23 protein-coding genes are annotated in these 23,592 nt (G+C 58.6%); 11 read left to right on the top strand and 12 right to left on the bottom strand.

All coding sequences use genetic code 11. From position 1 onward, the window contains the following. Positions 1–63: 63 nt before the first annotated feature. Positions 64–2,130, bottom strand: a complete 2,067-nt coding sequence (locus GHO03_RS15920; RefSeq protein ID WP_153400178.1) for an AsmA family protein — start codon at positions 2,128–2,130, stop codon at positions 64–66. Between the two features lie 253 nt (positions 2,131–2,383). On the opposite strand from GHO03_RS15920, the gene GHO03_RS15915 reads away from it, so the two are divergent. The 6 genes from GHO03_RS15915 to GHO03_RS15890 all read left to right on the top strand — a co-directional run bounded on the left by GHO03_RS15915 (position 2,384) and on the right by GHO03_RS15890 (position 6,727). Beyond that, a complete protein-coding gene (locus GHO03_RS15915; RefSeq protein ID WP_095000988.1) occupies positions 2,384–2,656 on the top strand; it encodes a hypothetical protein in 273 nt (90 codons plus the stop codon). Between the two features lie 180 nt (positions 2,657–2,836). Further along, complete coding sequence (locus GHO03_RS15910; RefSeq protein ID WP_095000987.1) at positions 2,837–3,469, top strand: TetR family transcriptional regulator; 633 nt, start codon at positions 2,837–2,839, stop codon at positions 3,467–3,469. Between the two features lie 161 nt (positions 3,470–3,630). Beyond that, positions 3,631–4,131 carry an urease accessory protein UreE gene (gene ureE / locus GHO03_RS15905; RefSeq protein WP_095017669.1) on the top strand — a complete coding sequence of 167 codons (501 nt, stop codon included), beginning with the start codon at positions 3,631–3,633 and terminating at the stop codon, positions 4,129–4,131. Further along, the gene (locus tag GHO03_RS15900) at positions 4,128–4,802 is read left to right on the top strand and encodes an urease accessory protein UreF (protein WP_095017670.1); all 675 of its coding nucleotides are present in this window, start codon (positions 4,128–4,130) and stop codon (positions 4,800–4,802) included. The genes ureE and GHO03_RS15900 overlap by 4 nt, the downstream gene beginning before the upstream one ends. Before the next feature lie 9 nt (positions 4,803–4,811). Beyond that, on the top strand, positions 4,812–5,423 hold the full coding sequence (ureG, locus tag GHO03_RS15895) for an urease accessory protein UreG (protein ID WP_095000984.1): 612 nt from the start codon (positions 4,812–4,814) through the stop codon (positions 5,421–5,423). Positions 5,424–5,593: 170 nt separating this feature from the next. Beyond that, positions 5,594–6,727: an AGE family epimerase/isomerase gene (locus GHO03_RS15890; RefSeq protein ID WP_133144735.1), complete on the top strand. Its 1,134-nt coding sequence runs from the start codon at positions 5,594–5,596 to the stop codon at positions 6,725–6,727. A 110-nt stretch (positions 6,728–6,837) separates the two neighbouring features. Here GHO03_RS15890 and GHO03_RS15885 read toward each other — a convergent pair whose 3' ends face one another. The 10 genes from GHO03_RS15885 to GHO03_RS15840 all read right to left on the bottom strand — a co-directional run bounded on the left by GHO03_RS15885 (position 6,838) and on the right by GHO03_RS15840 (position 17,774). Then, positions 6,838–7,743, bottom strand: coding sequence for a cation diffusion facilitator family transporter (locus GHO03_RS15885; protein WP_095000982.1), 906 nt, complete (start codon positions 7,741–7,743; stop codon positions 6,838–6,840). A 70-nt stretch (positions 7,744–7,813) separates the two neighbouring features. Further along, complete coding sequence (locus GHO03_RS15880; protein ID WP_095017672.1) at positions 7,814–8,581, bottom strand: SDR family oxidoreductase; 768 nt, start codon at positions 8,579–8,581, stop codon at positions 7,814–7,816. 811 nt (positions 8,582–9,392) lie between these two features. Continuing rightward, a complete protein-coding gene (locus tag GHO03_RS15875) occupies positions 9,393–10,109 on the bottom strand; it encodes an ABC transporter ATP-binding protein (RefSeq protein WP_095000980.1) in 717 nt (238 codons plus the stop codon). Further along, positions 10,106–10,993 (bottom strand): ABC transporter ATP-binding protein, encoded by an 888-nt coding sequence (locus GHO03_RS15870; RefSeq protein WP_095017673.1) that lies wholly within the window; start codon positions 10,991–10,993, stop codon positions 10,106–10,108. The genes GHO03_RS15875 and GHO03_RS15870 overlap by 4 nt, the downstream gene beginning before the upstream one ends. Beyond that, positions 10,990–12,273 (bottom strand): high-affinity branched-chain amino acid ABC transporter permease LivM, encoded by a 1,284-nt coding sequence (livM, locus tag GHO03_RS15865; RefSeq protein ID WP_095000978.1) that lies wholly within the window; start codon positions 12,271–12,273, stop codon positions 10,990–10,992. Before livM ends, GHO03_RS15870 begins: the two co-directional genes overlap by 4 nt. Before the next feature lie 2 nt (positions 12,274–12,275). Continuing rightward, positions 12,276–13,190 (bottom strand): branched-chain amino acid ABC transporter permease LivH, encoded by a 915-nt coding sequence (locus GHO03_RS15860; RefSeq protein WP_095000977.1) that lies wholly within the window; start codon positions 13,188–13,190, stop codon positions 12,276–12,278. A gap of 9 nt (positions 13,191–13,199) precedes the next feature. After that, positions 13,200–13,355 (bottom strand): hypothetical protein, encoded by a 156-nt coding sequence (locus GHO03_RS15855; protein WP_153327708.1) that lies wholly within the window; start codon positions 13,353–13,355, stop codon positions 13,200–13,202. Position 13,356: 1 nt separating this feature from the next. Continuing rightward, positions 13,357–14,493 carry a branched-chain amino acid ABC transporter substrate-binding protein gene (locus tag GHO03_RS15850; RefSeq protein WP_095000976.1) on the bottom strand — a complete coding sequence of 379 codons (1,137 nt, stop codon included), beginning with the start codon at positions 14,491–14,493 and terminating at the stop codon, positions 13,357–13,359. Positions 14,494–14,856: 363 nt separating this feature from the next. Continuing rightward, positions 14,857–16,140, bottom strand: a complete 1,284-nt coding sequence (locus tag GHO03_RS15845; RefSeq protein ID WP_153400177.1) for an FAD-binding oxidoreductase — start codon at positions 16,138–16,140, stop codon at positions 14,857–14,859. Between the two features lie 143 nt (positions 16,141–16,283). Then, positions 16,284–17,774 carry an aldehyde dehydrogenase family protein gene (locus GHO03_RS15840; RefSeq protein WP_095000974.1) on the bottom strand — a complete coding sequence of 497 codons (1,491 nt, stop codon included), beginning with the start codon at positions 17,772–17,774 and terminating at the stop codon, positions 16,284–16,286. A 154-nt stretch (positions 17,775–17,928) separates the two neighbouring features. Here GHO03_RS15840 and GHO03_RS15835 point away from each other — a divergent pair, with 154 nt between their 5' ends. The 4 genes from GHO03_RS15835 to GHO03_RS15820 all read left to right on the top strand — a co-directional run bounded on the left by GHO03_RS15835 (position 17,929) and on the right by GHO03_RS15820 (position 22,249). Further along, positions 17,929–18,825: a LysR family transcriptional regulator gene (locus tag GHO03_RS15835; protein ID WP_095017674.1), complete on the top strand. Its 897-nt coding sequence runs from the start codon at positions 17,929–17,931 to the stop codon at positions 18,823–18,825. 141 nt (positions 18,826–18,966) lie between these two features. Continuing rightward, a complete protein-coding gene (gene pncB / locus GHO03_RS15830; RefSeq protein WP_153400176.1) occupies positions 18,967–20,181 on the top strand; it encodes a nicotinate phosphoribosyltransferase in 1,215 nt (404 codons plus the stop codon). Positions 20,182–20,184: 3 nt separating this feature from the next. Beyond that, entirely contained in the window at positions 20,185–21,012 is an 828-nt protein-coding gene (gene nadE, locus GHO03_RS15825) for an ammonia-dependent NAD(+) synthetase (RefSeq protein ID WP_095000971.1), read from the top strand. A 214-nt stretch (positions 21,013–21,226) separates the two neighbouring features. Further along, positions 21,227–22,249 (top strand): DUF1338 domain-containing protein, encoded by a 1,023-nt coding sequence (locus tag GHO03_RS15820; RefSeq protein WP_133144737.1) that lies wholly within the window; start codon positions 21,227–21,229, stop codon positions 22,247–22,249. 57 nt (positions 22,250–22,306) lie between these two features. On the opposite strand, the gene azu is transcribed toward GHO03_RS15820, so the two are convergent. After that, positions 22,307–22,753 carry an azurin gene (azu, locus tag GHO03_RS15815; protein ID WP_095000969.1) on the bottom strand — a complete coding sequence of 149 codons (447 nt, stop codon included), beginning with the start codon at positions 22,751–22,753 and terminating at the stop codon, positions 22,307–22,309. A gap of 332 nt (positions 22,754–23,085) precedes the next feature. On the opposite strand from azu, the gene GHO03_RS15810 reads away from it, so the two are divergent. Further along, the gene (locus GHO03_RS15810) at positions 23,086–23,286 is read left to right on the top strand and encodes a hypothetical protein (RefSeq protein ID WP_095000968.1); all 201 of its coding nucleotides are present in this window, start codon (positions 23,086–23,088) and stop codon (positions 23,284–23,286) included. Positions 23,287–23,592 lie beyond the last annotated feature (306 nt).

Genomic DNA, 23,592 nt, shown 5'->3' with positions numbered 1-23,592 from the left:
TGCCCGGATCCACTTTTGCCTTTAGTCCCCTCTCCCTCCGGGAGAGGGTGAGGGACTTTTGATCTACTTCACCGTCTTCGGCACCTTGCCCTGCTGCATTTGTTGCAGCAGCGGCGCGCACTGGTTGGGTTCGCCACCGCTTGGGGCGACCAACGCCAGTAATCCCGCCGCCGGCCCCGCAATCACACCCAATGCCACCATGCCCGCACCACGTAACAGCAGCGGCACGGCTTGCACACCCGCTGAAGGGTTGGCAAAGGTACCGCGTACATACAGCGGTGAACGCAACGAAAACAGACGCAAGCCCTTGGACTCTGGAGTGATCTTCAAGTCCAGTTGCTCGGTAGCAAGGTTGATCGTGCCATCGATATAGATAATCGCGTTCTCGGTATCGAACACAAACAACCGGGTACTGGCCAGCCCGTTCTTGATCCCCAGGTCCGCTGCCGCGCAGTTGATCTTCACGTCCTCGTCGCCAAAAATCTTGCCCACTACATAGTTGCCTACGTTCAGGCCGGCAATTTCCATAAGGCTGCGACTGATAGCGCCGTCATTGATGATCATCTTCAGATCACCGTTGGCGGTGCCCAACAACTTGGCCACCGAATTGCCGGTACCGGTAATCGTGGCATCACCATTGAGTTCGCCGAAGCTGGTTTTCATCGGCTCAAAGGTGGGAAACAGTTGCTTGAGTTTAAAGTTGCGCGCGGTCAGCCTGGCGCTGCCTTTCAGGGGCGCAGCACGGCCGTTGAGACGAATTTGCGCATCCAGCTTGCCACCTGCCACGCCAAAACGCAGCGGTTCAAGACTCAGTTCGCCATCATTGAGCACCACATGGGTGTAGAGGTCGGTAAACGGCAGCTCGGCGCTTTGCACGATACGTTTGCCGGTGAGTTCTACGTCTGCGTCCATATCGCGCCAGCGCTCGGTGCGAAACTCTTCCACCGGCAGCACCTTGCCCGCAGGCTGCTTGCTCTCGCTGCCCCGGGCTTTTTGCTGGGTGTTGGAGTCGGCACCGATCAACGGCCCCAGGTCAGCCATCAGCAACTGGTTGGACACCAGCTTGCCGGACAGCTTGGGCCGTGGCTGGCTGGCCACATATTTCAGATCGCCATGGATATCACTGCTGCCGATTTTGCCGTTGAAATTTTCATAGCTGAAGGTCGCGCCATTGGCATCACGCAATTTGGCGGTCAAATGGCCGTCGGTGGAGTACGGCGGCGAATCCGGCAAGGTCACGCCGGTCAACGGATAGAGATTGCTCAGGCTGGTACCGGCCAATTTCAGGCGCAGGTCCAGGGCACCCAGATTGAGCGGATCGGTCAAGGTCCCGGCCAGCTCGACATGGCTGTCGGCAATGCTGACCCGGGCTTGCAACGGGAAAGGCTGAGTCGCGTCCTGCAATGCCAGCAGACCGCCAATTTTACCGCTGCCGTTGAGCTGCTGACCGTGGTACTGGCCTTTGACCTTGAGGGCGAACGCATAGTCCTGCGGTTTGCCGCCCTTCTCCAGGGCCTTTTTCGCGTCTTTTTCGCCGACGATCTCGCTAAACGGGATGGGTTTGCCCAGCGAGTCGATCAGCACGTCCAGTCGGGTTTTCAGGGTCTGGTCATTGAGGGTCACATGCCCCTTGTCGAAGCCGATAGCACCGATGTCCAGCGTCCAGGCTGAAGGCTCGGCATCCGGGTCCTTGGGGTCGAAGGTAAAGGTCCAGTTCGCCCGGCCATCAGCCAGGCGCTCAAGACTGGCGCTGGGCTCTGTCAGATTGATGCGCGGGATATCCACGGTTTGGGTCAACAGCGCCAGCGGCGACAGGCGCAGCTCGACTCTTTTCAGGCTGGCCATTTGCGCAGTTTTCGCCCACTCGGGGTTGCCCAGGGTCAGGTCCTGAGCAATCACATGGGGCCACGGCACCCAGGCCCGCCAGCCGCCCTGATCCTCTTCGCGCTGCCAGCGCACAGCCAGGTCACCGTTAATAGCAAACGGGCGGTGGAGGATTTCAGACACTTTGCTGTTGATGGTCGGCTTGATGCGGTTCCAGTCGAAGGTAGCGAGGATCACCACCAGCACGGCCACCAGCAGAACGGAAATACCGCCTGCCCAGGCAAGGGTCTTACGGGTGCGCGTCATGTCACGGCTCCTTGAATTCCACAGAACGTCCCAGTTACGACGCCATAAATGTACGACTGGCAAAGACGCCGGAAGGTTTAACCCCGGTACGGCTTTCGTATAAAAAATTTCAAAAGCCCCGGGCTAGAGCCTCCCAGCCTGAACAATCAATTTTGTCGATTATCACCATTGGCCGTATGAACTTTGATATCCGGCAGCCAAGCGTAGCATTGCCATCACACCTACTTAGTTGCATTGCTACGGAGCACACACCATGAAACGCCCAGTCCTGTTTGGTCTTTCCCTTTCACTGATGGCCTTCAACGCCTTCGCCATGCCTGCCGATGAAGAGCCGACCCCAATGGCCCAACCAGCATCGAGCTCCTTGAGCCAGCCGCTCAACCCGGTTGCCGAAGACGGCGCACAACGTACCCTGGACCAACAAAACAGCTATGCCGAAGATGGCTACGATCGCACTCCGGGCAGCCAGTTTGTCGCCGAAGGTGGCGCTGATCGTCTGGCAGAACGCAACAAGCATGCGAGCTAAGCCTTTCGCAGGTGTGGGAGCAGGCTTGCTCGCCAATGCATCCCTGCCGCTGATCCGCTAGCCCGCGTAACCTGCATCGCGAGCAAGCCCGCCCCCACACTTTGTGCAGTACACCGTTCGACGTCATCAAAGCCGATTTGCTAGAGTGCGCCGCTGTACTTGTCTGGAATACCAGCCCCGATGCTGCCTCGTGCCGAACAGAAGCAACAAACCCGCCTTGCGCTGATGGATGCTGCCCGCCACTTGATGGAGTCGGGTCGCGGCTTTGGCAGCCTGAGCCTGCGCGAAGTCGCAAAGACCGCTGGCATCGTGCCGACCGGTTTTTATCGCCACTTCAGCGACATGGACCAACTGGGCCTGGCCCTGGTCAGTGAAGTCGGCCAGACCTTTCGTGAAACCATTCGTCTGGTGCGTCACAACGAACTGTTTATGGGCGGTGTGATCAACGCCTCGGTACGAATTTTTCTCGACGTGGTAGAAGCCAACCGCTCGCAGTTTCTGTTTCTGGCCCGCGAGCAATACGGCGGTTCGCAACCGGTTCGCCAGGCCATTGGCGCCCTGCGCGAAGACATCACTTCGGATCTGGCGGCCGACCTTGGCTCCAAGCCCAAGTTAGCGCACCTGAATCATGCCGGCCTTACCGTGATCGCCGATCTGGTGGTCAAAAGCGTATTTGCCGCCTTGCCCGACGTGATCGACCCGCCTGCAGATTCACTGCCCGATCACCTGCAGCCCCAGGCCAAGATCAGTCAGCAACTGCGCTTTATTTTTATCGGGCTCAAGCACTGGAAAGGCCTGGGCAGTACCGAGTAATCGCAAGCGCACCCCATTGGTGCGCCGATGCGCAGATTGCGCACTTATATAGAACATCTTCATCTTTCTGCACCCTTTTTGGGCCTGCATTTGCAGCCTCCGACCGGGTTGGCAAGCCCCTTGCTGTGGTTGGAGTAATGTCCATTGCAGGAAGCCTTCCGATGCTGGTGATTCATCGCAGAGTCCAGTCCCACCCCGTGTGGAGCGCCGAGTTACACCTGAACTTCGAAGCCCGCAGCAAAAGTCGCCTGCGTTGTTTCAGCAGCAGCGGCGAAGATGTCGGCCTGTTCCTTGACCGTGGCCAGTCACCGCTGGTTGATGGCGAATTTCTGCAGGCTCAGGACGGGCGCATCGTGCGCGTCTGTGCCAGCCCCGAAAAGCTCCTGCATGTCACCTGCTGCAATGCTTTTGAACTGACCCGCGCCGCTTATCACCTGGGCAACCGCCACGTCGCCCTGCAAGTGGGTGATGGCTGGTTACGCCTGCTTGACGACTACGTGCTCAAGGCCATGCTGGAGCAACTGGGTGCCCATATCGAGGCCATCGAAGCACCGTTTCAGCCCGAACACGGCGCCTATGGCGGTGGCCATCACCACTCCCGTGCGGGCGAAGAGGACTTCAACTACGCCCCGCGGTTGCATCAGTTTGGTGTGCGCTTGTGAACCCGGCCTGGGCGCTCTTGCGCCTGGCCAGCCCGCAGCTGCCCATTGGCGGCTACAGCTATTCCCAGGGGCTAGAAATGGCCGTTGAAAACGGCCGCGTGGCTGACCCGGCCACGGCAGCGCGCTGGATCCGCGATCAATTGCTGCTCAACCTCGCCCGCTTCGAGGCGCCCTTGTTGCTCGCCCACTGTCAGGCCGCAGCGGATCAAGACTGGAACGCTTTGCAGCGTTTGTGTGACGAGCATCGCGCCAGCCGTGAAACCCGCGAACTGCATCAGGAAAGCCGGCAAATGGGGTATTCCCTGCAACAGTTACTCACCGGCTTACCGGAGCTGGACGAGCCCGCACGCGAGTTTCTCGCACAACAGGCCGAGCCCCATCTGGCGCTGGGCTGGGCATTGGCCGCCCGCGCCTGGGGCATCGACCCACAGGACGCATTGGCCGCCTGGCTTTGGAGCTGGCTGGAAAACCAGTTGGCCGTGCTGATGAAAACCCTGCCCCTGGGCCAGCAAGCGGCCCAGCGCATGACCAGCGAACTGTCGGCTGCGTTGCAGCAGGCCCAGCAACACGCCAGTAGCCTCCACTTATCCCACATTGGCAGTGCCGCTTTCGGCCTGTCTTTGGCGAGCATGGCCCACGAGCGCCAGTACAGCCGCCTGTTTCGTTCCTAGGAGAAAGCAATGAACACACAGCCTTTGCGTGTTGGCATCGGTGGCCCGGTAGGCTCCGGCAAAACTGCGCTCACCCTGGCCCTGTGCCTGGCCCTGCGGGAAAAGTACAACCTGGCCGTCGTCACCAACGATATCTACACCCGTGAAGATGCTGACTTTCTGGTGCGCAATGAGGCGCTGGCGCCAGAGCGGATCATCGGTGTAGAAACCGGCGGCTGCCCGCACACAGCGATTCGTGAAGATGCTTCGATCAACCTGGAGGCTGTGGATCAGTTGAACCGACGCTTTCCCGGCCTTGACCTGATTCTGGTGGAATCGGGTGGGGATAACTTGTCGGCCACCTTCAGCCCGGAGCTGTCCGACCTGACCATTTACGTGATCGACGTGTCCGCCGGGGACAAGTTGCCGCGCAAGGGCGGGCCGGGGATCTGCAAATCGGACCTGCTGGTGATCAACAAAATCGACCTTGCGCCGCTGGTGGGCGCATCGCTGGAACTGATGGACAGCGACACCAAGCGCATGCGCGGTGCAAAACCCTTTGTGTTCAGCAACCAGAAGACCGGACATGGCCTGGACACCATCGTGGCGTTTATTGAGCGTCAGGGATTGTTGATCCAATAGCGGTGAAATCATCTGTGGGAGCGAGCCTGCTCGCGATGGCCGCGACGGGGTACATCAGAAAAACGCAGCGATGCCATCGCGAGCAGGCTCGCTCCCACAGAGTTGAGATCATCCGGGGAATCACGGTGTATCATGTCGCGCAATCGCCCCAGCCGTGACGACACCCACCGATGCCTGATGTAGCCAGCTCCGACTTCCCGCTTGAACTGACCGCCCAATTTGCGGCAGTACAGCAGCATTTTCGCCAGGTCATCGTGCCGCTCTGGCAAGGCCCCGGCTGGAATGCCGAACTCGCACTGCCCTTCGAGGCCTTGAGCCCCGCGCACCAGCCGCTGCCACCCCAGCGCTATCGCGCCATGGCTTGCGCACGGCAGCTGTACCTGTTCGCCAGCCTGATCGACGACCCGACCTTCCCCGGTGCCGCCGAACGCGCTGCTGAACTGTTCCGCTCAATGCACCTGCATTTTCATGACGCCGAGCACGGTGGCTGGTTCTACAGCATCGGCTCCGATGGCGCGCCGCTGGATCAACGCAAAGACCTCTACACCCACGCCTTTATCATCTTTGCCTGTGCCCATTACTGGGCGAAAGTGCGCGAACCACAAGTGGCGTCGGCGCTCAATGGCGCACTGGCAGTGGTGGCTGAACGTTTCAATGACGGCAACGGCCTGTATGAAGCCAGCCTGGAGCGGGATTGGTCGCCACTGGGCAGCGGCCCGCTGCAAAACCCGTTGATGCACTTGGCCGAAGCGTTCCTGGCCACTTTGTCGGTACGTGACGATAAGCCAGTGCAGACGGCCTTGCTGGCCCTGGCCGAGGGTATGCAACAGCGCTTTATCGAGCCTGTGCATAACGTCATGCTGGAAAAACCGCTCGGAGCTGTGGATAACTGGTTTGAACCGGGGCATCAATTCGAGTGGTTCTTTTTGCTGGAGTCTTCGCCACTGCTGCGCCAGACGCCGTTGCACGGTTCGCTGGAGCGGGCGTTCGGGTTTGCCGAGCAGGTGGGGGTCGACCCGCAGAGCGGCGCGGTGTGCGGCATGCTGGCCCCTGATGGCAGCCTGCGCGATGGTACCCAGCGTATCTGGGCACAGGCCGAGTACCTGCGCGCCCTGACCTTACGCCCGAACAACCAGGCACAGGTGCAGCGTCAATTGCTGGCGCTGCAGCAGAAGTTTCTACATGCCGGTGGCTGGTACGAATGCCGCGATGGCGCGGGCAAGGTCAGCCGCGAGGATATGCCGTCGACCACGCCTTATCATCTGGCCACCTGTTACAGCGGTTTGGCGCAATACCTCGGCTAACACCAACAGCTGTGGGAGCGGGCTTGCTCGCGATGGCATCACCGAAATAGTCCTGACAAACCGCGCCGCCTGAATCGCGAGCAAGCCCGCTCCCACCACTCAAGGCTGGCTCAGGCAATCCACTTACGATCACCGGTAAAGCTGATGGTCAGCCAGCGCGCACTGTCCGCGGCACCCAGCAGCCCGGAGATCTCTTCGCGCAGTGCATCAAGGGTCTTCACGCTGGTCAGTGGATAACCTGCCGGCAACACGATATGAATCTCTATAAACCGTGCCCGCCCGTGCTTCTGCACATAGGTTTTGTAGCCTTCAAAACCATGCCGCGCCGACATTTCCTCGAGCACATCCCGCACCTTGTCATCCAGCGCGTCCGGGACAATCCCGAGCACATCACGCAAGGCCGGCTTGAGGATCTTGAACGCCGGCGCAAGCATGCTCAGCGCCAGCAAAATCAGGATCGCCGGGTCAACATAAGCGGCCCACTGTGCATAACCCTGCTGCTTCAAGAGCAACGCTGTGACAAAACTTATCAACAGCCCCACCGACAACATGGCATCCACCAGCCAGCTGACATTATCGAACTGGATCAGGGTTGACTTGAGCTTGCGATTTTTGCGCTTTACCCAGAAGTAGTAGGCAAATTCAACAACGGTGAACACCGCCGCATAGACGATCACCAGCCCCAGCTCGATATCGCGCCCGCCATTGATAATGCCGAACACGCCATTGAGAAAGGCGTAGATCGCAATCAACAACAGGAAGCTGCCTTCAATCAGCAGCACCATGGGCTCAAGGTGCCAAAAACCGAACTGGAAACGCTGGTTGCTTTCCTTGGCGATCAGTTGCGCCGTAATCAGCATCAGCACTTTGATAAAAGTCGCGATCAGAGAGAAAAACCCATCGAACATGATGGATTCGGAACCCGAAATAAAACCCGTCACGATGCCGGCAATGGCCACCGCGAACATTAGAACGGTCGATTGCTTGAGCAGTTTCTGCTCACCACGGTTACTCACACAAACTCCTTTTCAGCCCGATTGAATGCGACCCCCTCAGGAGGTCGCAGGTGGGCTGCCAGGGGTGAGTTTACTCCTTGGCGTGGCGCTCGATGGCAAAACCGCTCCAGGACTGCGTGACGGGCATCAGCTCAAGGCGGTTGATGTTGACGTGGGCCGGAGTATTGAGCACCCAGAAAATGGTCTCGGCGATGTCTTCTGGCTGAATCGGTTCGGCGCCCTGATAGGTCGCGTCGTAGCGAGCCTTGTCGCCGCCAAAGCGCACCATCGAGAACTCGCTCTCGCACAGGCCCGGCTCAACGTTGCTGACCCGCACGCCCGTGCCCTGCAAATCGCAGCGCAGGTTCAGGGAGAACTGTTTTACAAACGCCTTGGTACCGCCATACACATGGCTGCCGGGGTAAGGATAACTACCCGCGATGGAACCCAGGTTAACGATCCCGGCACCACGGCCGTAGGCAATCAGTCGTGGCAACAGCAGGCGGGTGGTGTAGAGCAGGCCCTTGATATTGGTGTCGACCATGGTCTCCCAATCGTCGAGATCGCATTTGGGCGCAGGGTCGGTGCCCAGGGCCAGGCCCGCGTTGTTGATAAGCCCACGCAATGTGCTGAACGAAGGTGGCAAACCGGCAATCGCCGCTTCCATCGCGGCACGGTCGCGCACATCCACCACCAGGCCGTGTACTTCGGTTTGCTTGGATAACTCTTCGCACAATGCTTTCAAACGGTCTTCGCGTCGCCCCGTCAACACCAGTTTCCAGCCTGCCTGTGCAAACTTGCGTGCACATGCTTCACCAAATCCGGAAGTCGCGCCCGTAATAAACAGGGTGGAAGTCATCATGTTCTCCTTGGCTGGCGGGCATCGGCCGCCGTTGAATTGGACGTTTAGCAGAATGCCCCGGCTAGCGTTCAGCGGCAACCTGCGGTGTTTTCAAAACAAGTCTGTACAAAAAACAACCAGCACGCGACAAGCCACGACGAACAAGGGCTGGAGCCATATGCGCTCACCTTATCCACAGGCCCGTCCACAGTCTTTGGGGGCAACTCCAAAAAGCGCAAAGCCCCGATCCACAAGGGATAGAGAGCATCGGTAAGACTTTTTTACTTGACCCGGGCACACCCCGCATGCAGACGCCCCAAAAAGGTGCAACCGTGGAAAATCCGCCAGATAGCCAGAGGCCAGTAATTACGCTGCCTGGAGCATTCTTTCCAGAGTTTAACCACAGACTTATCCACAGGTTAGTCATTATTTCCAGACGCTCTTTACACCCGTACAAACCTGTTGACAAATCGGCGCAACGGCTGCGCAAAAGCCGCTGGTCGAAAAATAACCACCCAGCTGGACACCTTGTAAATAAAGGGCTACAGCCAACTACTCCCACGTTACCCACAGCCACCTCCACAGCAAACGGGGACAAGTCAAAATGATGACAAAACAGGTAATTGCAGCGGCTTTATGTCGCGCTTTCACAGCGTTGTAATATTGTTTTCCACAATTTGCGGCGAGGGCGGGCGGGGTGGAATTGTCTGACAAAAAGACATGTGGGAGCGAGCCTGCTCGCGATGGGATCGACGCGGTGATTCAAACAAACCGCAGTGATGCCATCGCGAGCAGGCTCGCTCCCACACAGAGAGATGTGAAATGCCTGTTAATGCCCGCCCAAATAAGCGTTACGCACCTCCTCGTTACTCAGCAGTTCCTTGCCGGTGCCGGTCAGACGGATTTCACCGTTGACCATCACATAGGCCCGGTCCGACAACCGCAGGGCATGGTTGGCGTTCTGCTCCACCAGAAAGATGGTCATGCCAGTGCCTGCCAGCTCCCGCAGCGTGGCAAAAATCTGCTTCACCACAATCGGTGCCAACCCCAGGCTGGGCTCATCCAGCAACAGCAGCTTGGGCCGGCTCATCAGCGCTCGGGCAATGGCGAGCATTTGCTGTTCGCCACCCGACATGGTCATGGCCCGCTGATTGCGCCGCTCCAGGAGCCGGGGGAACAACTCGAACATGCGCTGCATGTCTTCGTCGGCATATTTGTCGCCAATGGGGATGGTGCCCATCAGCAGGTTTTCTTCCACCGACATGTCCGGAAACACGCGACGGCCTTCCGGCGACTGGGCGATACCGTTGGAGGCGATGTAGTGCGAGGACTTGTGGGTAATGTCCACCCCCTGGTAGATAATTTGCCCGCCGCTGGCCCGGGGCTGGCCAAAAATCGACATCAGCAACGTGGATTTACCCGCGCCGTTGGAGCCGATCAGGCTTACCGTTTCGCCCTCCTCAATATGCATCGAGACTTTTTTCAGGGCCTGGATCGGCCCGTAGTGAACGTCCAGTTCCTTGAGCTCGAGGATCGTGCCCGTCATATCAGCTCCTCTTCGTCTGCGCCAAGGTAGGCCGCAATCACTTTGGGGTCGTTGCGGATGGCCTCAGGCCCGCCTTCGGCAATCACGTTGCCGTGGTCGAGCACCACGATGTGATCGGAAATGCTCATGACCATGCCCATGTCGTGCTCGATCAACACCACCGTCAGGTCGTGTTCGTCGCGCAGCAGGCGGATCATCCCGCTCAACGCTTCGGTTTCCTGCGGGTTGAGGCCTGCCGCCGGTTCGTCCAGGCAGATGATTTGCGGCCGCGTACACATGGCCCGGGCAATCTCCAGGCGTCGCTGCTGGCCATAGGACAATTCACCGGCCAGGCGATTGGCACAGTCCACCAGGTCAACCACCTCCAGCCAGTAGAAGGCATGATCCAGCGCATCGCTTTCAGCCTTGCGATAGCCCTTGGTATTGAGGATGCCGGCGAGCATGTTGCGGTTGACCCACATATGCTGGGCCACCAGCAGGTTTTCCAATACCGACATTTCCTTGAACAGGCGGATATTCTGGAACGTGCGCGCCAGCCCCGAGCGGTTGACCAGATGTGTTCCGCCGAACATTTTGTAATACAGCCGGCTGGCAAACGCCTTGGGCGATACAAAGTCGCTCAGCCTGAACGGCTCCCCCAGTAGCTTGATCACGTTGGTACGAGTACCGCGGGCATTGAGTTCGATCCTGCCGCCGCTGGCTTTGTAAAAGCCGGTCAAGCAGTTGAACACTGTAGTTTTACCGGCACCGTTGGGGCCGATCAGGGCAAAGATCGAGTTGCGTTTGACCTTGAGGCTGACATCGCTCAGGGCCTTGATCCCGCCAAAGTGCATCATCAGTTTGTCGACCGAGAGCACCACGTCGTCTTTTGACAATTCGCTCATGGCGCAACCCCCTTGCGTGGCGCAACTCCGACACGGCTGATGCGGATCAGGCCTCGTGGTCGCCAGATCATCATCAACACCATCAACACACCAAACAGCAGCACCCGGTACTCGGCAAAGCTGCGCAACAGTTCAGGAGCCACCGTCAGCACGAATGCGGCGATCACCACGCCCACTGTCGAGCCCATGCCGCCGAGCACCACAATGGCGAGGATCAGCGCCGACTCGAAGAAGGTGAACGAGGAAGGGTTAACAAAACCCTGGTAGCTGGCAAAGAACACCCCGGCCAGGCCAGCCGTGGAGGCACCAATGGTGAACGCCGACAGCTTGACCAGCACATGGTTGAGGCCCATGGAACGGCAGGCAATTTCGTCTTCGCGCAGCGCTTCCCAGGCGCGACCGATCGGCATGCGGGTCAGGCGGTGCTTGATGTACAACACCAGCAGCACCACTAGAAACAGCACGATATAGATAAACAGGAACTTGATATTGGGGTTGTATTCCAGGCCGAAGAACTCATGAAATGGCACCCCGCCATCTTTCGCGCGCCGGCCGAACTCCAGGCCGAAAAAGGTCGGCGATGGCACCGGCATGCCATTTGGCCCGCCGGTAAACGACAGCCAGTTGTTGAGGATCAGACGGATGATTTCACCAAAGCCCAGGGTCACGATGGCCAGATAGTCACCGTGCATGCGCAACACCGGAAACCCCAGAATGCATCCCGCCATCGCCGCCGCAATGGCCGCCAGCGGCAGCACCGTCCAGAAACCCAGTCCCAGGTATTGATAGCCCAGCGCCAGGCCATAAGCGCCGATGGCATAGAACGCCACATACCCCAGGTCGAGCAACCCCGCCAGGCCGACCACGATATTCAGCCCCAGGCCCAGCAGCACGTAAATCAGCCCAAGGATGACCACGGTCAGAATGTATTTATTGGCGAAAAACGGAAACACGATGGCAATCACGATCAGCAACGGCACGATCCAGCGCAGCCGCGACTTGTAGTCCGGTGCCAGCACATGCACGCCCGAGCCTGTGGACTCAAAGCCCTGCAGGATTTTCAGCCCTTTGGCAGTCTGTAAAAACAGGCTCAGGGCAAAGCGCCCGACCATAACGATAGCCACCAGCCAGCCTACCCGGGCCGGTTGCAGGTTGAAGCTGTAACCGTCGAGCACCACCCCTACGATGGGCCCGAACACAATCAATGAAATCAACCCGGCCAGGATCGAGTCGACTACGCTTTTTTTGATATCAATCGGTTTATTAATGGCTACAGACATACTTACACCTTCGCCACGAGAGGACGACCCAGCAGGCCTTGAGGACGGAAAATCAGAATCAGCACCAGCAGTGAGAAACTGAATACATCCTTGTAATCCGAGTTAATCAACCCGGCAAAAAGCGACTCGGAAATACCCAGGATGATCCCGCCGAGCATGGCCCCCGGCAGTGAACCGATGCCGCCGAGCACCGCTGCGGTGAAGGCCTTGATCCCGATGATGAAACCGGCATAGAAGTCGAACGTGCCGTAGTTCATGGTAATCAGCACACCAGCCAGCGCGGCCATGGCGGCACCGATCACGAACACGTAGGAAATCACCCGGTCGGTATTGATCCCCAGGATCGACGCCATCTTGCGATCCTGCTGGGTGGCGCGGCACATGCGGCCCAGCTTGGTGTACTTGATGATGTAAGTAAGCAGGCCCATGCCCACAAAGGCGGCGAGCAGAATAAAGACTTTGGTGTAGGTCAGCTGTACGAAGCCTGAGCCGATATCGACCCGCCACGCCCCGCTAAGTAACGTCGGCACGCCCTGCTGACGTGAGCCTTGGGCGATTTGCACATAGTTCTGCAGGATAAGGGAGATACCAATGGCGCTAATCAGCGGCGCCAACCGTGTGGAATTGCGCAGCGGCTTGTAGGCCACGCGCTCGATCACCCAGCCATACACGCCCGTGACCACCACCGTGAAAATAAGGGTGCCCAACATCAACAACGGGAAGGATTCGATACCGAAGTATGCCAACAGAGCCAGACTGATCGCCGCGAGGTAAGCAGAGATCATGTACACCTCGCCGTGGGCGAAGTTGATCATGCCGATGATGCCGTAGACCATTGTGTAGCCGATGGCGATCAGGCCGTAGACAGACCCGAGGGTCAGGCCGTTCAGCAGTTGCTGTAGGAAAATACCATCCATAACGCAATCTCACGCACTGGAGCCTTTGCGCAGACGCAAGCCATCCACGCCGTCACAGGACAGCTTGGCTGGCAGGGTGTGCGCGACTCCTGGAAAAGAAGACAGGTGGTGCAGATCCATCCCTACCTGATGCCCGCCGAAGCTGGCATCAGGTAGGTGACTCATCTCACTTCTGTTTTTCCAGTTGGTGATATTTACCGTCTTTGTCCCACTGGTACATAACGTAGTCGGAGACTTTAAGGTCACCTTTGCTGTCCCAGGCTTTCTCACCCATCACGGTTTTAACCGGGTTGGCCTTGAGCCACTTGGCAGCATCTTCACCCTTGTTGGATTTGGCGCCGGCAAAGGCGTCAGCCAGGGCCTGGACCGAAGCATAGGCGTACAGGGTGTAGCCCTCTGGTTCGGTGCCAGCCTTACGGAACTCTTCAACCACCACCTTGCTGTCTGGCAACAGGCGCGGGTCGGCACCGAAGGTCATATAAACGCCGTCAACGTACTGCGGGCCGCCTGCGGTGGTAACCAGTTCGTCGGTGACCACACCATCATCGGACATGAACTTCACATCCTTGAGGCCTTGCTCACGCAGTTGGCGTACCAGCGGGCCGGCTTCCGGGTGCAGGCCACCGAAATACACGACGTCGGCCCCGTTGGAGCGGATTTTGGTCACCACGGCACTGAAGTCTTTTTCGCCTCGGGTCAGGCCTTCGTACAGCACAGGGGTCACGCCGCGCTTGATCAGTTGCGCCTTGGTAGCGTCCGCCAGACCCTGGCCATAGGTGTCCTTGTCGTGCAGAACGGCCACTTTCTTGCCTTTGAGCACATCAACTATGTAATCCGCCGCCACAATGCCCTGCTGGTCATCACGACCACACATGCGGAACATCGCGCTCAGGCCACGCTCGGTCACCGCCGGGTTGGTGGAGCCAGGAGTGATCGCAATCACACCGGCATCGGCGTACACCTCAGACGCCGGAATGGTCGATGAAGAACAGAAGTGCCCTACTACACCGGCTACTTTGTCCTGGTCGACCAAACGGTTGGCGACGGCTACGGCCTGTTTCGGCTCGCAGGCATCGTCCCCGGCCACCAGAACGATCTTCTCGCCGTTGACCCCACCGGCGGCGTTGATCTTGTCTGCCGCTGCCTTGGCACCCTTCATGTACTGCTCGCCAAAAGCTGCGTTGGCGCCAGTCATCGGGCCCGCAACACCAATTTTCAGATCAGCCTGAACAAACGAAGAAACGCCCAATGCAGCTGCTACGGCGAGGGCCAGAAAACCTTTCTTGTAGAACGTCTGCGACATGAGGTGGTGCTCCTGAGGTTTTATTAGATGGCACTTCGACTTCACCTAAAGCGCTGAGCAAGCCGCGTGCCATTGGCTTTTTATTCTTAAAAAAGTCGTTCTATTGTTGTTATATCGACTGTTTCGAGCCCATTTTCATTGGGCGTGCAACCGTCTAAACCGAGGAAGGTAAAACCGCTATGTTTCTACAGGCGCCACCTGCCGCAGCCGGTATTGCAACCAGGTTGCCCCGGGTTGCGCAAACGTCCTGTAACCACTTGCGTCACCGAACTGCACACTCTCGGTGCAGGACTGCTACAGGCCGCACCACTTAAGGCTAGCCGCTGCCAGGCAAAACGTCGGGGCGCCCAGAAAAAAACCGCGTCAGATCACAATTCTTAAACATTGGCCGGCGTGATACAGCGAAAAACCGGCTTCGTATAAACAACTGCGCAACCCCGTGCCAGACAGCGGCCGCATCGGTGCAAAGGGGATTGGCAAGGCCTTGGCATCGCCACTGCACAAATAGTCGGCAAAGGCCTTGCCGACCACGCTGCCTGTGGTTACACCGCGACCGTTATAGCCGGTGACTGCCACCAAACCGGGCGCCGGTTCAAATAAGCGCATCAGATGATCGGGCGTAAATGCGATGCAGCCCGTCCAGGTGCATTCCCATTCCACGCCCTTGAGGTACGGGAAATAATGCTGCTGCACGCGGTCGGCCCAGGCCTTGAGAAACCACGCAGGCTTCTGATTGCCGTTGCCCAGGCTGCCGAGCAGTAAACGGCCGTCGGCATCGCGACGGATACTGCTCAATACCTGGCGGGTGTCCCACGACCCTTGGCCGCCTGGCAAGATTCGCGCTGCGCTGGCGTCGGTCAGAGGTTTGGAGGCGACCTGGTAGTAATAACCAGGGAAAAAGTTACGTCGTAAATCAGTCCATTCGCCTTCAGTGTAGGCATTGGACGCCAGCACCACCTGCTCTGCACTTACCGCACCGTGGGCCGTTTGCACTGACCAGCGTGGGCCTTGGCGTTCAAGTCCGGTGACCGGGGAATGATCGAACAGCTGCCCGCCCAGATCACAGGCTGCCTTGGCCAGGCCCGAGGTGTAGGCCATAGGGTTGAGGGTGCCGGCGCGACGGTCGAGCAAGGCGGCGGCGATTTTTGTGGTGCCGGTAGCGGCTTCGCAGGCGGCGCCGGTGAGCAGTTCAACCGGGGCGCCACGGCGCTTCCATTGTTCTTCACGGCTGCGCAAATCGGCTTCGCCACGGGCATTATGGGCCATGTGCAGGGTGCCTTCACGGCGCAACTGGCAGTCGATGCGGTATTTGTCGATCAGGCTGAACACCAGTCCCGGGGCGTCACCGAGCATGCGGTTGAGCTGGCTGCCGACAGCCTCGCCGAAACCGGCTTCGATATCGTCGGGCGGTATCCACATCCCGGCATTAACCAATCCTACGTTGCGGCCTGAGCCGCCATGACCGGTTCGATAGGCTTCGAGCACACAGACACTTTTGCCCTGCTCGAGCAAATGGATGGCGGCGGACAAACCGGTGATGCCGGCACCGATCACACACACATCAACGCTCAACTCGCCCTTGAAGGTTTGCGCTTGGGGGCGTTGGGGGGTAAGGGTTTCCCACAGACATTGTTCTTGTAAAGGCATTGCCAAGCTCCAGAAATGAAACCCAACCAAAATCAAAAGCCCCTCACCCTGGCCCTCTCCCGGAGGGAGAGGGGACTAAAGGCAAAAGCAGATCAGCTCCCTCTCCCTCCGGGAGAGGGTTGGGGGTGAGGGCTTGCATCACCTCAATCGAACGTAATCCCTTGCGCCAACGGCAGCTCCAGCGAGTAGTTGACGGTATTGGTCTGCCGGCGCATATATCCACGCCATGCATCTGACCCCGACTCGCGACCGCCCCCGGTTTCTTTCTCACCACCAAAGGCACCCCCGATCTCCGCACCGCTGGGCCCGATATTGACGTTGGCAATCCCGCAATCACTGCCAGTGGCCGACATGAATTGCTCGGCCTCGCGCACATCGGTGGTGAAGATGCATGACGACAGCCCCTGAGGCACCGCGTTGTTCAGGCGCAAGGCCTCGGCAAAGTCGCTGTAACCGACCACATACAAAATCGGCGCGAAGGTCTCGCTGCACACCACGTCGCTTTGCTCGGGCATTTCCACAATCGCCGGGGCCACGTAGTAAGCGCCCGGGTACTGGCCTGCCAATTGCCGCTCGCCACCAAATACCCGTCCGCCTTCGCTAAGGGCCTGCTCCAGCGCATCACGCATGTTTTCAAAGCTGCTTTTGTCGATCAGCGGCCCCACCAGATTGCCTTCCAGCGGATGACCGATACGCACTTTGGAATAGGCCGCCTTGAGCCGGGTGACAATTTCTTCCTTGACCGAGTCATGGGCAATCAGCCGGCGCAGGCTGGTGCAGCGCTGCCCGGCAGTACCGACAGCACTGAACAGAATGGCGCGCACGGCCATGTCCAGGTCGGCACTCGGCGCCAAAATCATCGCATTGTTGCCGCCCAGCTCCAGAATACTGCGGGCAAAGCGTGCGGCGATTTTAGGTGCCACTTCGCGGCCCATGCGCGTGCTGCCGGTGGCACTGATCAGCGCGACTCGCGGATCGTCAACCAGGGCTTCGCCCGCTTCACGACCACCAATCACCACCTGGGCCAAGTACTTGGGCGCGCCCTCAAACGAGCTCAACACACGATCAAACAAGGCCTGACAGGCCAGCGCCGTCAGCGGGGTTTTTTCCGATGGTTTCCAGATCACCGCGTTGCCGCATACCAGCGCCAACGCGGTATTCCACGCCCACACGGCCACCGGAAAGTTGAATGCGCTGATCACACCCACCACACCCAGCGGGTGCCAGGTTTCACGCATATGGTGGCCTGGTCGCTCCGAGGCGATGGTCAAGCCGTAGAGCTGACGCGACAGGCCAACTGCAAAGTCGCAGATGTCGATCATTTCCTGCACTTCGCCCAACCCTTCCTGGGTGATCTTGCCCGCTTCCCATGACACCAGCTCGCCCAGATCGGCCTTGTACTCACGCAGCAAATCGCCGAACTGGCGCACCAGTTCCCCACGACGCGGGGCAGGCACCTTGCGCCATGCCTCGAAGGCGTGTTCGGCGCGGGTCACGTGCTGCTCGGCCTCGGCAGCCCCTTCCCAGTGCACCGCACCGATCTGGCTACCGTCAATCGGCGTATACACCGGCTGATTGCCCTGCTGGTACAGCGCGGGGTTCACACCAAGACGATCCAGTAATGCAGCAACCATTGAAGGCACTCCTTGAGCTTTAAAAAATGATTCACAGGCCTTTAGTTGTAGCTGGCTGGCATGGCGGCAACAAACGACCTTTAAGCGAGATATCATTCCGAAAATTCATGCTGCACTGGTAACGTTGCCTGACAACAACAATCAGAGGCCTTCTATGCTCAACAAGCGCCATCTACCTTCGATCACGGCGTTGCAGTGTTTTGAAGCGGTGACCCGTCATCTGAGTTTCACCCGTGCGGCCGAAGAGCTGAATCTCACCCAGAGCGCAGTCAGCAAACAGGTCGCGCAGCTCGAAGAGCTGTTGCAGCACTTGCTGTTTCGCCGGGTGCGCCGCCGCTTGCAGCTGACTCCAGCAGGGGATTTGTATCTGGTAGAAGTCCGAAAAATCCTGACCCAGGTCGAGATGTCGACCCATACCCTGCGTTCCTATGGCGGCGAAACAGAAGTGCTACGGGTCTCCACCCCTTCCACTTTTGGCGCCCGCTGGCTGGTGCCGCGCCTCAAGGGTTGGGGCATACGCCATCCGCATATTCATCTGGATCTGTGCAATGAGCAGCAAGGCGACGATTTGCTGCAAGGGCGCAGCGATCTGGCGTTTTACTTCGGCCAGGGCTCACGGCCCGGCACCGAGAGCCTGAAGCTGTTCAGTGAAGAACTGGTCGCCGTATGTTCGCCAGCAAGCTTGCCGGGCACGGCACTGACCGACCCGACCCAACTCACAGGTCTGGTGTTGCTGCAGAACGCTTCGCGGCCACAGGCCTGGCACGAGTGGTTTGAGCATCAGGGGTTTCATACCGATCACAGCTACCATGGGCCGCGCTTCGACACCTTCTACATGTGCATCCGCGCAGCCCAGGTTGGCTGTGGCGTGGCACTGCTGCCGAGGTTCCTGGTGGAAGAGGAATTGGCCGACGGCAAACTGGTCATCGCCTGGCAGCACTTGATGCCGAGCCGCGATGCCTACTACCTGGCCTATCCTGAACATACGGCAGGCGTACCCAAGGTAAAGGCATTCGTGAGCTGGTTCATGGAGCAGCTGGATGCGCGATAACACCTGTAGGAGCGGGCAGAAACAGGCTACGACCACAAAAACCGCTGGCAAAACCGCCTGCAGATATGCGCCACTAGCGCCATTCATTGAAAAAGCTGAACGCCGTGGCTATCAGGCACGGGCAGCATGGAGATTGCCGCTATGAGCGAGAGTGTATTTGCCGATCGCATCGTGCAGAACCTGCTCGACACCGACTTCTACAAATTGACCATGATGCAGGCGGTGCTGCACAACTACCCCAACGTCGAAGTCGAATGGGAATTCCGCTGCCGCAACAGTGAGGATCTGCGCCCATACCTCAACGAAACTCGTCACCAGATCGAACGCCTGTGCGAACTGAGCATGACTCAGGACCAGTTGGGGTTTCTGGAACGCATCACCTTTATGAAGCCCGACTTCATCCGCTTTTTGGGGCTGTTTCGCTTCAATATGCGCTATGTACACACCGGCATCGAAAACGGCGAACTGGTTATCCGCCTGCGCGGGCCGTGGCTGCATGTGATCCTGTTTGAAGTGCCGTTACTGGCGATTGTCAGCGAAGTACGCAACCGTTCGCGCTATGCCGATACCGTGCTGTCACAGGCCCGGGAGCAGCTGTATCGCAAGTTTGACTGGCTGCAGGCCAATGCCAGCGCTGAAGAGTTGTCTGAACTGCAAGTCGCCGATTTCGGCACTCGTCGACGGTTTTCGTACCGCGTGCAAGAAGAAGTCGTCAGTGTGCTCAAGCACGACTTCCCCGGGCGTTTTGTCGGCACCAGCAACGTCAACCTGTCCCGCGAGCTGGACATGAAGCCGCTGGGGACCATGGCCCACGAATGGATCATGGCCCACCAGCAACTGGGCCCACGGCTGATCGACAGCCAGAGTGCCGCGCTCGACTGCTGGGTGCGCGAGTACCGCGGCTTGCTGGGCATCGCGCTGACGGACTGCATTACTACCGATGCCTTCCTGAAAGATTTCGATCTGTACTTTGCCAAGCTGTTCGACGGCCTGCGCCACGACTCAGGCGACCCTGTGGTGTGGGCCGAAAAATGCATAGCTCATTACCACAAGCTGGGCATCGACCCCATGAGCAAGACTCTGGTGTTCTCCGACAGCCTGACCCTGCCCCGGGCGCTGGAGATTTTCCGGTCACTGCGCGGCCGGATCAACGTCAGCTTCGGTATCGGGACTAACCTGACCTGCGACATTCCGGGGGTTGAGCCAATGAGCATCGTGCTTAAAATGAACGCCTGCAATGGCTCGCCGGTGGCCAAGATTTCCGATGAACCGGGCAAAACCCATTGCTCCGACCCCAATTTCGCCGCCTATTTACGCCACGTTTTCCAAGTTCCTGAACATTCTCCCAAGGAGTGAATCATGCAGGCCGTACAGCGTCAGATTGCTGCAGACCTCAAGGTCCAGCCGCCGTTCAAAGACACCGCAGCCCTTGAGGCCGAGATTGCCCGGCGTATCACTTTCATTCAGTGCTGCCTGCACAACGCCAGGCTCAAGACCCTGGTACTGGGCATCAGCGGCGGGGTCGACTCCCTGACCGCAGGCCTGATGGCCCAACGTGCGGTGCAGCAATTGCGCGAACAGACCGGTGACCAGGCTTATCGCTTTATTGCCGTGCGCCTGCCTTACGGTGTGCAGCATGACGAAGCGGACGCCACGGCGGCGGTCGACTTTATCAACCCGGACGAGCGCCAGACCGTGAACATCGGCCCTGCGGTCAAGGCCCTGGCGGCTGAAGTGACCGCGTTTGAAGGCAAGCCTGCCGCCACCGTGGACTTTGTACTGGGTAACACCAAGGCGCGTATGCGCATGGTGGCGCAATACACTATTGCCGGGGCGACTGGCGGGCTGGTGATCGGCACCGACCATGCGGCGGAAGCGGTGATGGGCTTCTTCACCAAGTTCGGTGATGGTTCCTGCGACCTGGCACCGCTCAGCGGGCTGGTGAAAAATCAGGTGCGGGCCATTGCCCGGCATTTTGGTGCGCCGGAATCGCTGGTGGAGAAAGTCCCGACTGCCGACCTCGAAGACCTGGAGCCCGGCAAACCGGACGAAGCGTCCCACGGCGTGACCTATGCCGAGATCGATGCCTTCTTGCATGGCGAGCCGGTGAGCGAAGAAGCGTTCAATATCATCTGCAAGACGTACGAAAAGACCCACCACAAGCGTGAGATGCCGTTCGCACCTTGAGCCCGTGCGTACCTCTCCCGGAGGGAGAGGGAGCAGACCGCACGCGGTTTCAAGAACACCATCAATCCGTCCCCTCTCCCTCCGGGAGAGGGCTAGGGTGAGGGGCTTTTTCCTACCCGGAAAAAACGGAATGAACCCCGCAATTTTTTTCGCTTGTGGCCGCAACGGCCAAAGGCTTTGATAGACGTCTATTTCGTCGCCAGAGCCCTGCCCCATGCCTGCTTTCGATGGTTTGTTCTCCCTTGTCGATTCCGTGCTCGGCCAACCGGCCACCGCCTGGTTGCGTGAGCATGTCGAAGTGCCTGAAGGGCTGCTGCGCTTCAACTGGCATGAACAGGCACTGCACCGGGTGTGGCTCGCCGAAGCACTGAACCTGTGCCTGCTGCACAAACTGGTGGAAGCCGTGCCTGAAGGCCGACGCTATGTACAGGAACAGGCACAGCATGGCCGCAAGGTAGTGTTCGACCATGGCGCCCTCCGTACGGTGGACTGGCCTGCCAACGGCGAACTGCCCCGCGGCCGCCAGGCATTTGCCCGTTTGCTGGAGCCACTGGGCTTTACCGATGTGCGAACCTACCCGCTGACCAAGCTGAACATGACCGGCTGGGGATACCGACAAATGGATCTGCCCGAAGACATCGCCCAGTTCTTTGTCTCGGAACTGCACCCCGGCCGCTTCAGCGAGGCTTTTCAACAGGCCGTCAGCCGCGTGGTCGGTTCCAGCCTTGACCCGCTGCAGGCCCACCACCACAGCATCCTCAAGACCCTGAGCCTCACCCGCCACTGCAGCCTGAGCCAGGCGCAGGCCCTGTTGCCAGGGCTGTATCAAGCATTCGGCCGGCAGCATGGCGTGGTACAGGAAACGGACTACAACTGCCTCCTCGCTGAAAGCGCCGAGATGGCCTGGATCGCAACCGAGGGCAACAGCTTCAACCATCTGACCGATCGCGTGCCGGACCTCGAAGCCTGTGTGGCGCAACAACGTGACTTGCAACGGCCCATGAAAGACAGCATCGAAGTGTCCGCCTCGGGGCGGGTGATGCAAACCGCCTATCGCGCCAGCACGGTCAGCCGCGGCCTGGTCGATGCTGCCGGGGTGTACCGCGAGCACGCAGTGCCGGGGTCATTTGTGGAGTTCATCCAACGCAAGATCGACCCTGATACCGGCCGCATCGATCTGAACTTCGACAGCAGCAACGCCCAGGGCATTTTCAAGATGACCGACTCCAGGGCCTGAACGCAAACAGCCCTGACGGCGCAGGGCACGTCAGGGCTGTTAAGGGCTTGGGTGGTGTTATTTAAGAACCACAGCGCCTTTCATCATCGAGTTGTGGCCCGGGAAGGTGCAGAAGAATTCATATTCTTCGCCCGCTTTCAGCTTGGCCACATCGAAGGTCACGGAATCTTTCTCACCGGCGCCAATCACTTTGGTGTGGGCGATGATGCGCTCATCACCGTCCTTGAGATAGTTTTTGTCCAGGCCAGCGGCAATGCCGTCGGTAGAAACTGCCTGCATGTCTGCCTTTTTGCTCAAGACCCAGTTATGACCCATGACGTTTTTCGGCAGATTGCCGGAGTGCGTCAGGTTAACGGTGAAGGTCTTGCAGGATTTGTCGATGACGATCTCTTTGGTGTTGTAAGACATTTGGTCAGTCGAATCGACAGTTACAGCGCACTCAGCCGCCAGCAAATGGCCGCTGGCCAGAGTCAAAAGGGATACCGCAACAACTTTGGCAAACATGGTGTATCTCCAAGGCAGGGTATGGGGAAGCAAAAATCTGTATACAGATTGCCTGAAAATTGTATCGATTCATATGATCTGCGTCATGGTCTATCGCCACAATCGACACAATCCATCCCAGAATGGACTTCAGGCTTATAACCTTAGGCCATCATTTTGAATTTTGGGGGAATAAGTAACTAGATTTAATCCACAACCGGCTTTTGCGTGGGTGTAGAGTCGTATTTTTAGCGCAATGTGCAACCTTGCAAAAACCCAGCTAACGGCTAAGCACTAATACAGGGCAGAATACGCGCCGCTCAACCTCACCTTCGACCCCAAGAGGATCGCCCATGGCCAAACCAAACTATAACTTCGCTAAGCGTCAAAGAGACTTGGCTAAAGAGCAGAAGAAAGAGGAAAAGGCTGCCCGCAAGAAAGCGGCTGCTGAAGGCGGTACTGTTGATACCGAGCTGGACCACGAAGTCGACAGCGAAAGTGAAGACGCCGCAGAAGATACCGGCGCGCCAGAAGACAAAGCTCCAACTGCTTGACCCCCTCGGCCCGGTTATCCACAACCCGGCCCACAGGATCTGTGATCAGGATCAGCAGCCCGCCTGCTGATCCTCGCAGTTAGCCTGAACGCCCTCAGACGCTTCAAACCTCATTCCCTTACTCCGCGACAGCAAACAGCCTACAAACCCGTGGCAGGCCTCTCAGCGCGCAGAAAGCACAACGCCAGCCCTAAGGCTGGCGTTGATTTACTGCAATTTACGCAAAACCGTAGCAGCTGCCGAAGGAACACTGCAACTGTGGGAGCGAGCCTGCTCGCGAAGGTCGTTCGCGAGCAGGCTCGCTCC

It is taken from the genome of Pseudomonas sp. FSL R10-1339 (assembly GCF_009600545.1).
GTDB classification, from domain to species: Bacteria; Pseudomonadota; Gammaproteobacteria; order Pseudomonadales; family Pseudomonadaceae; genus Aquipseudomonas; species Aquipseudomonas bubulae.
The sequence above is the reverse complement of the archived record's forward strand: the minus strand, read 5'-3'. Positions and strand labels throughout refer to the sequence as shown.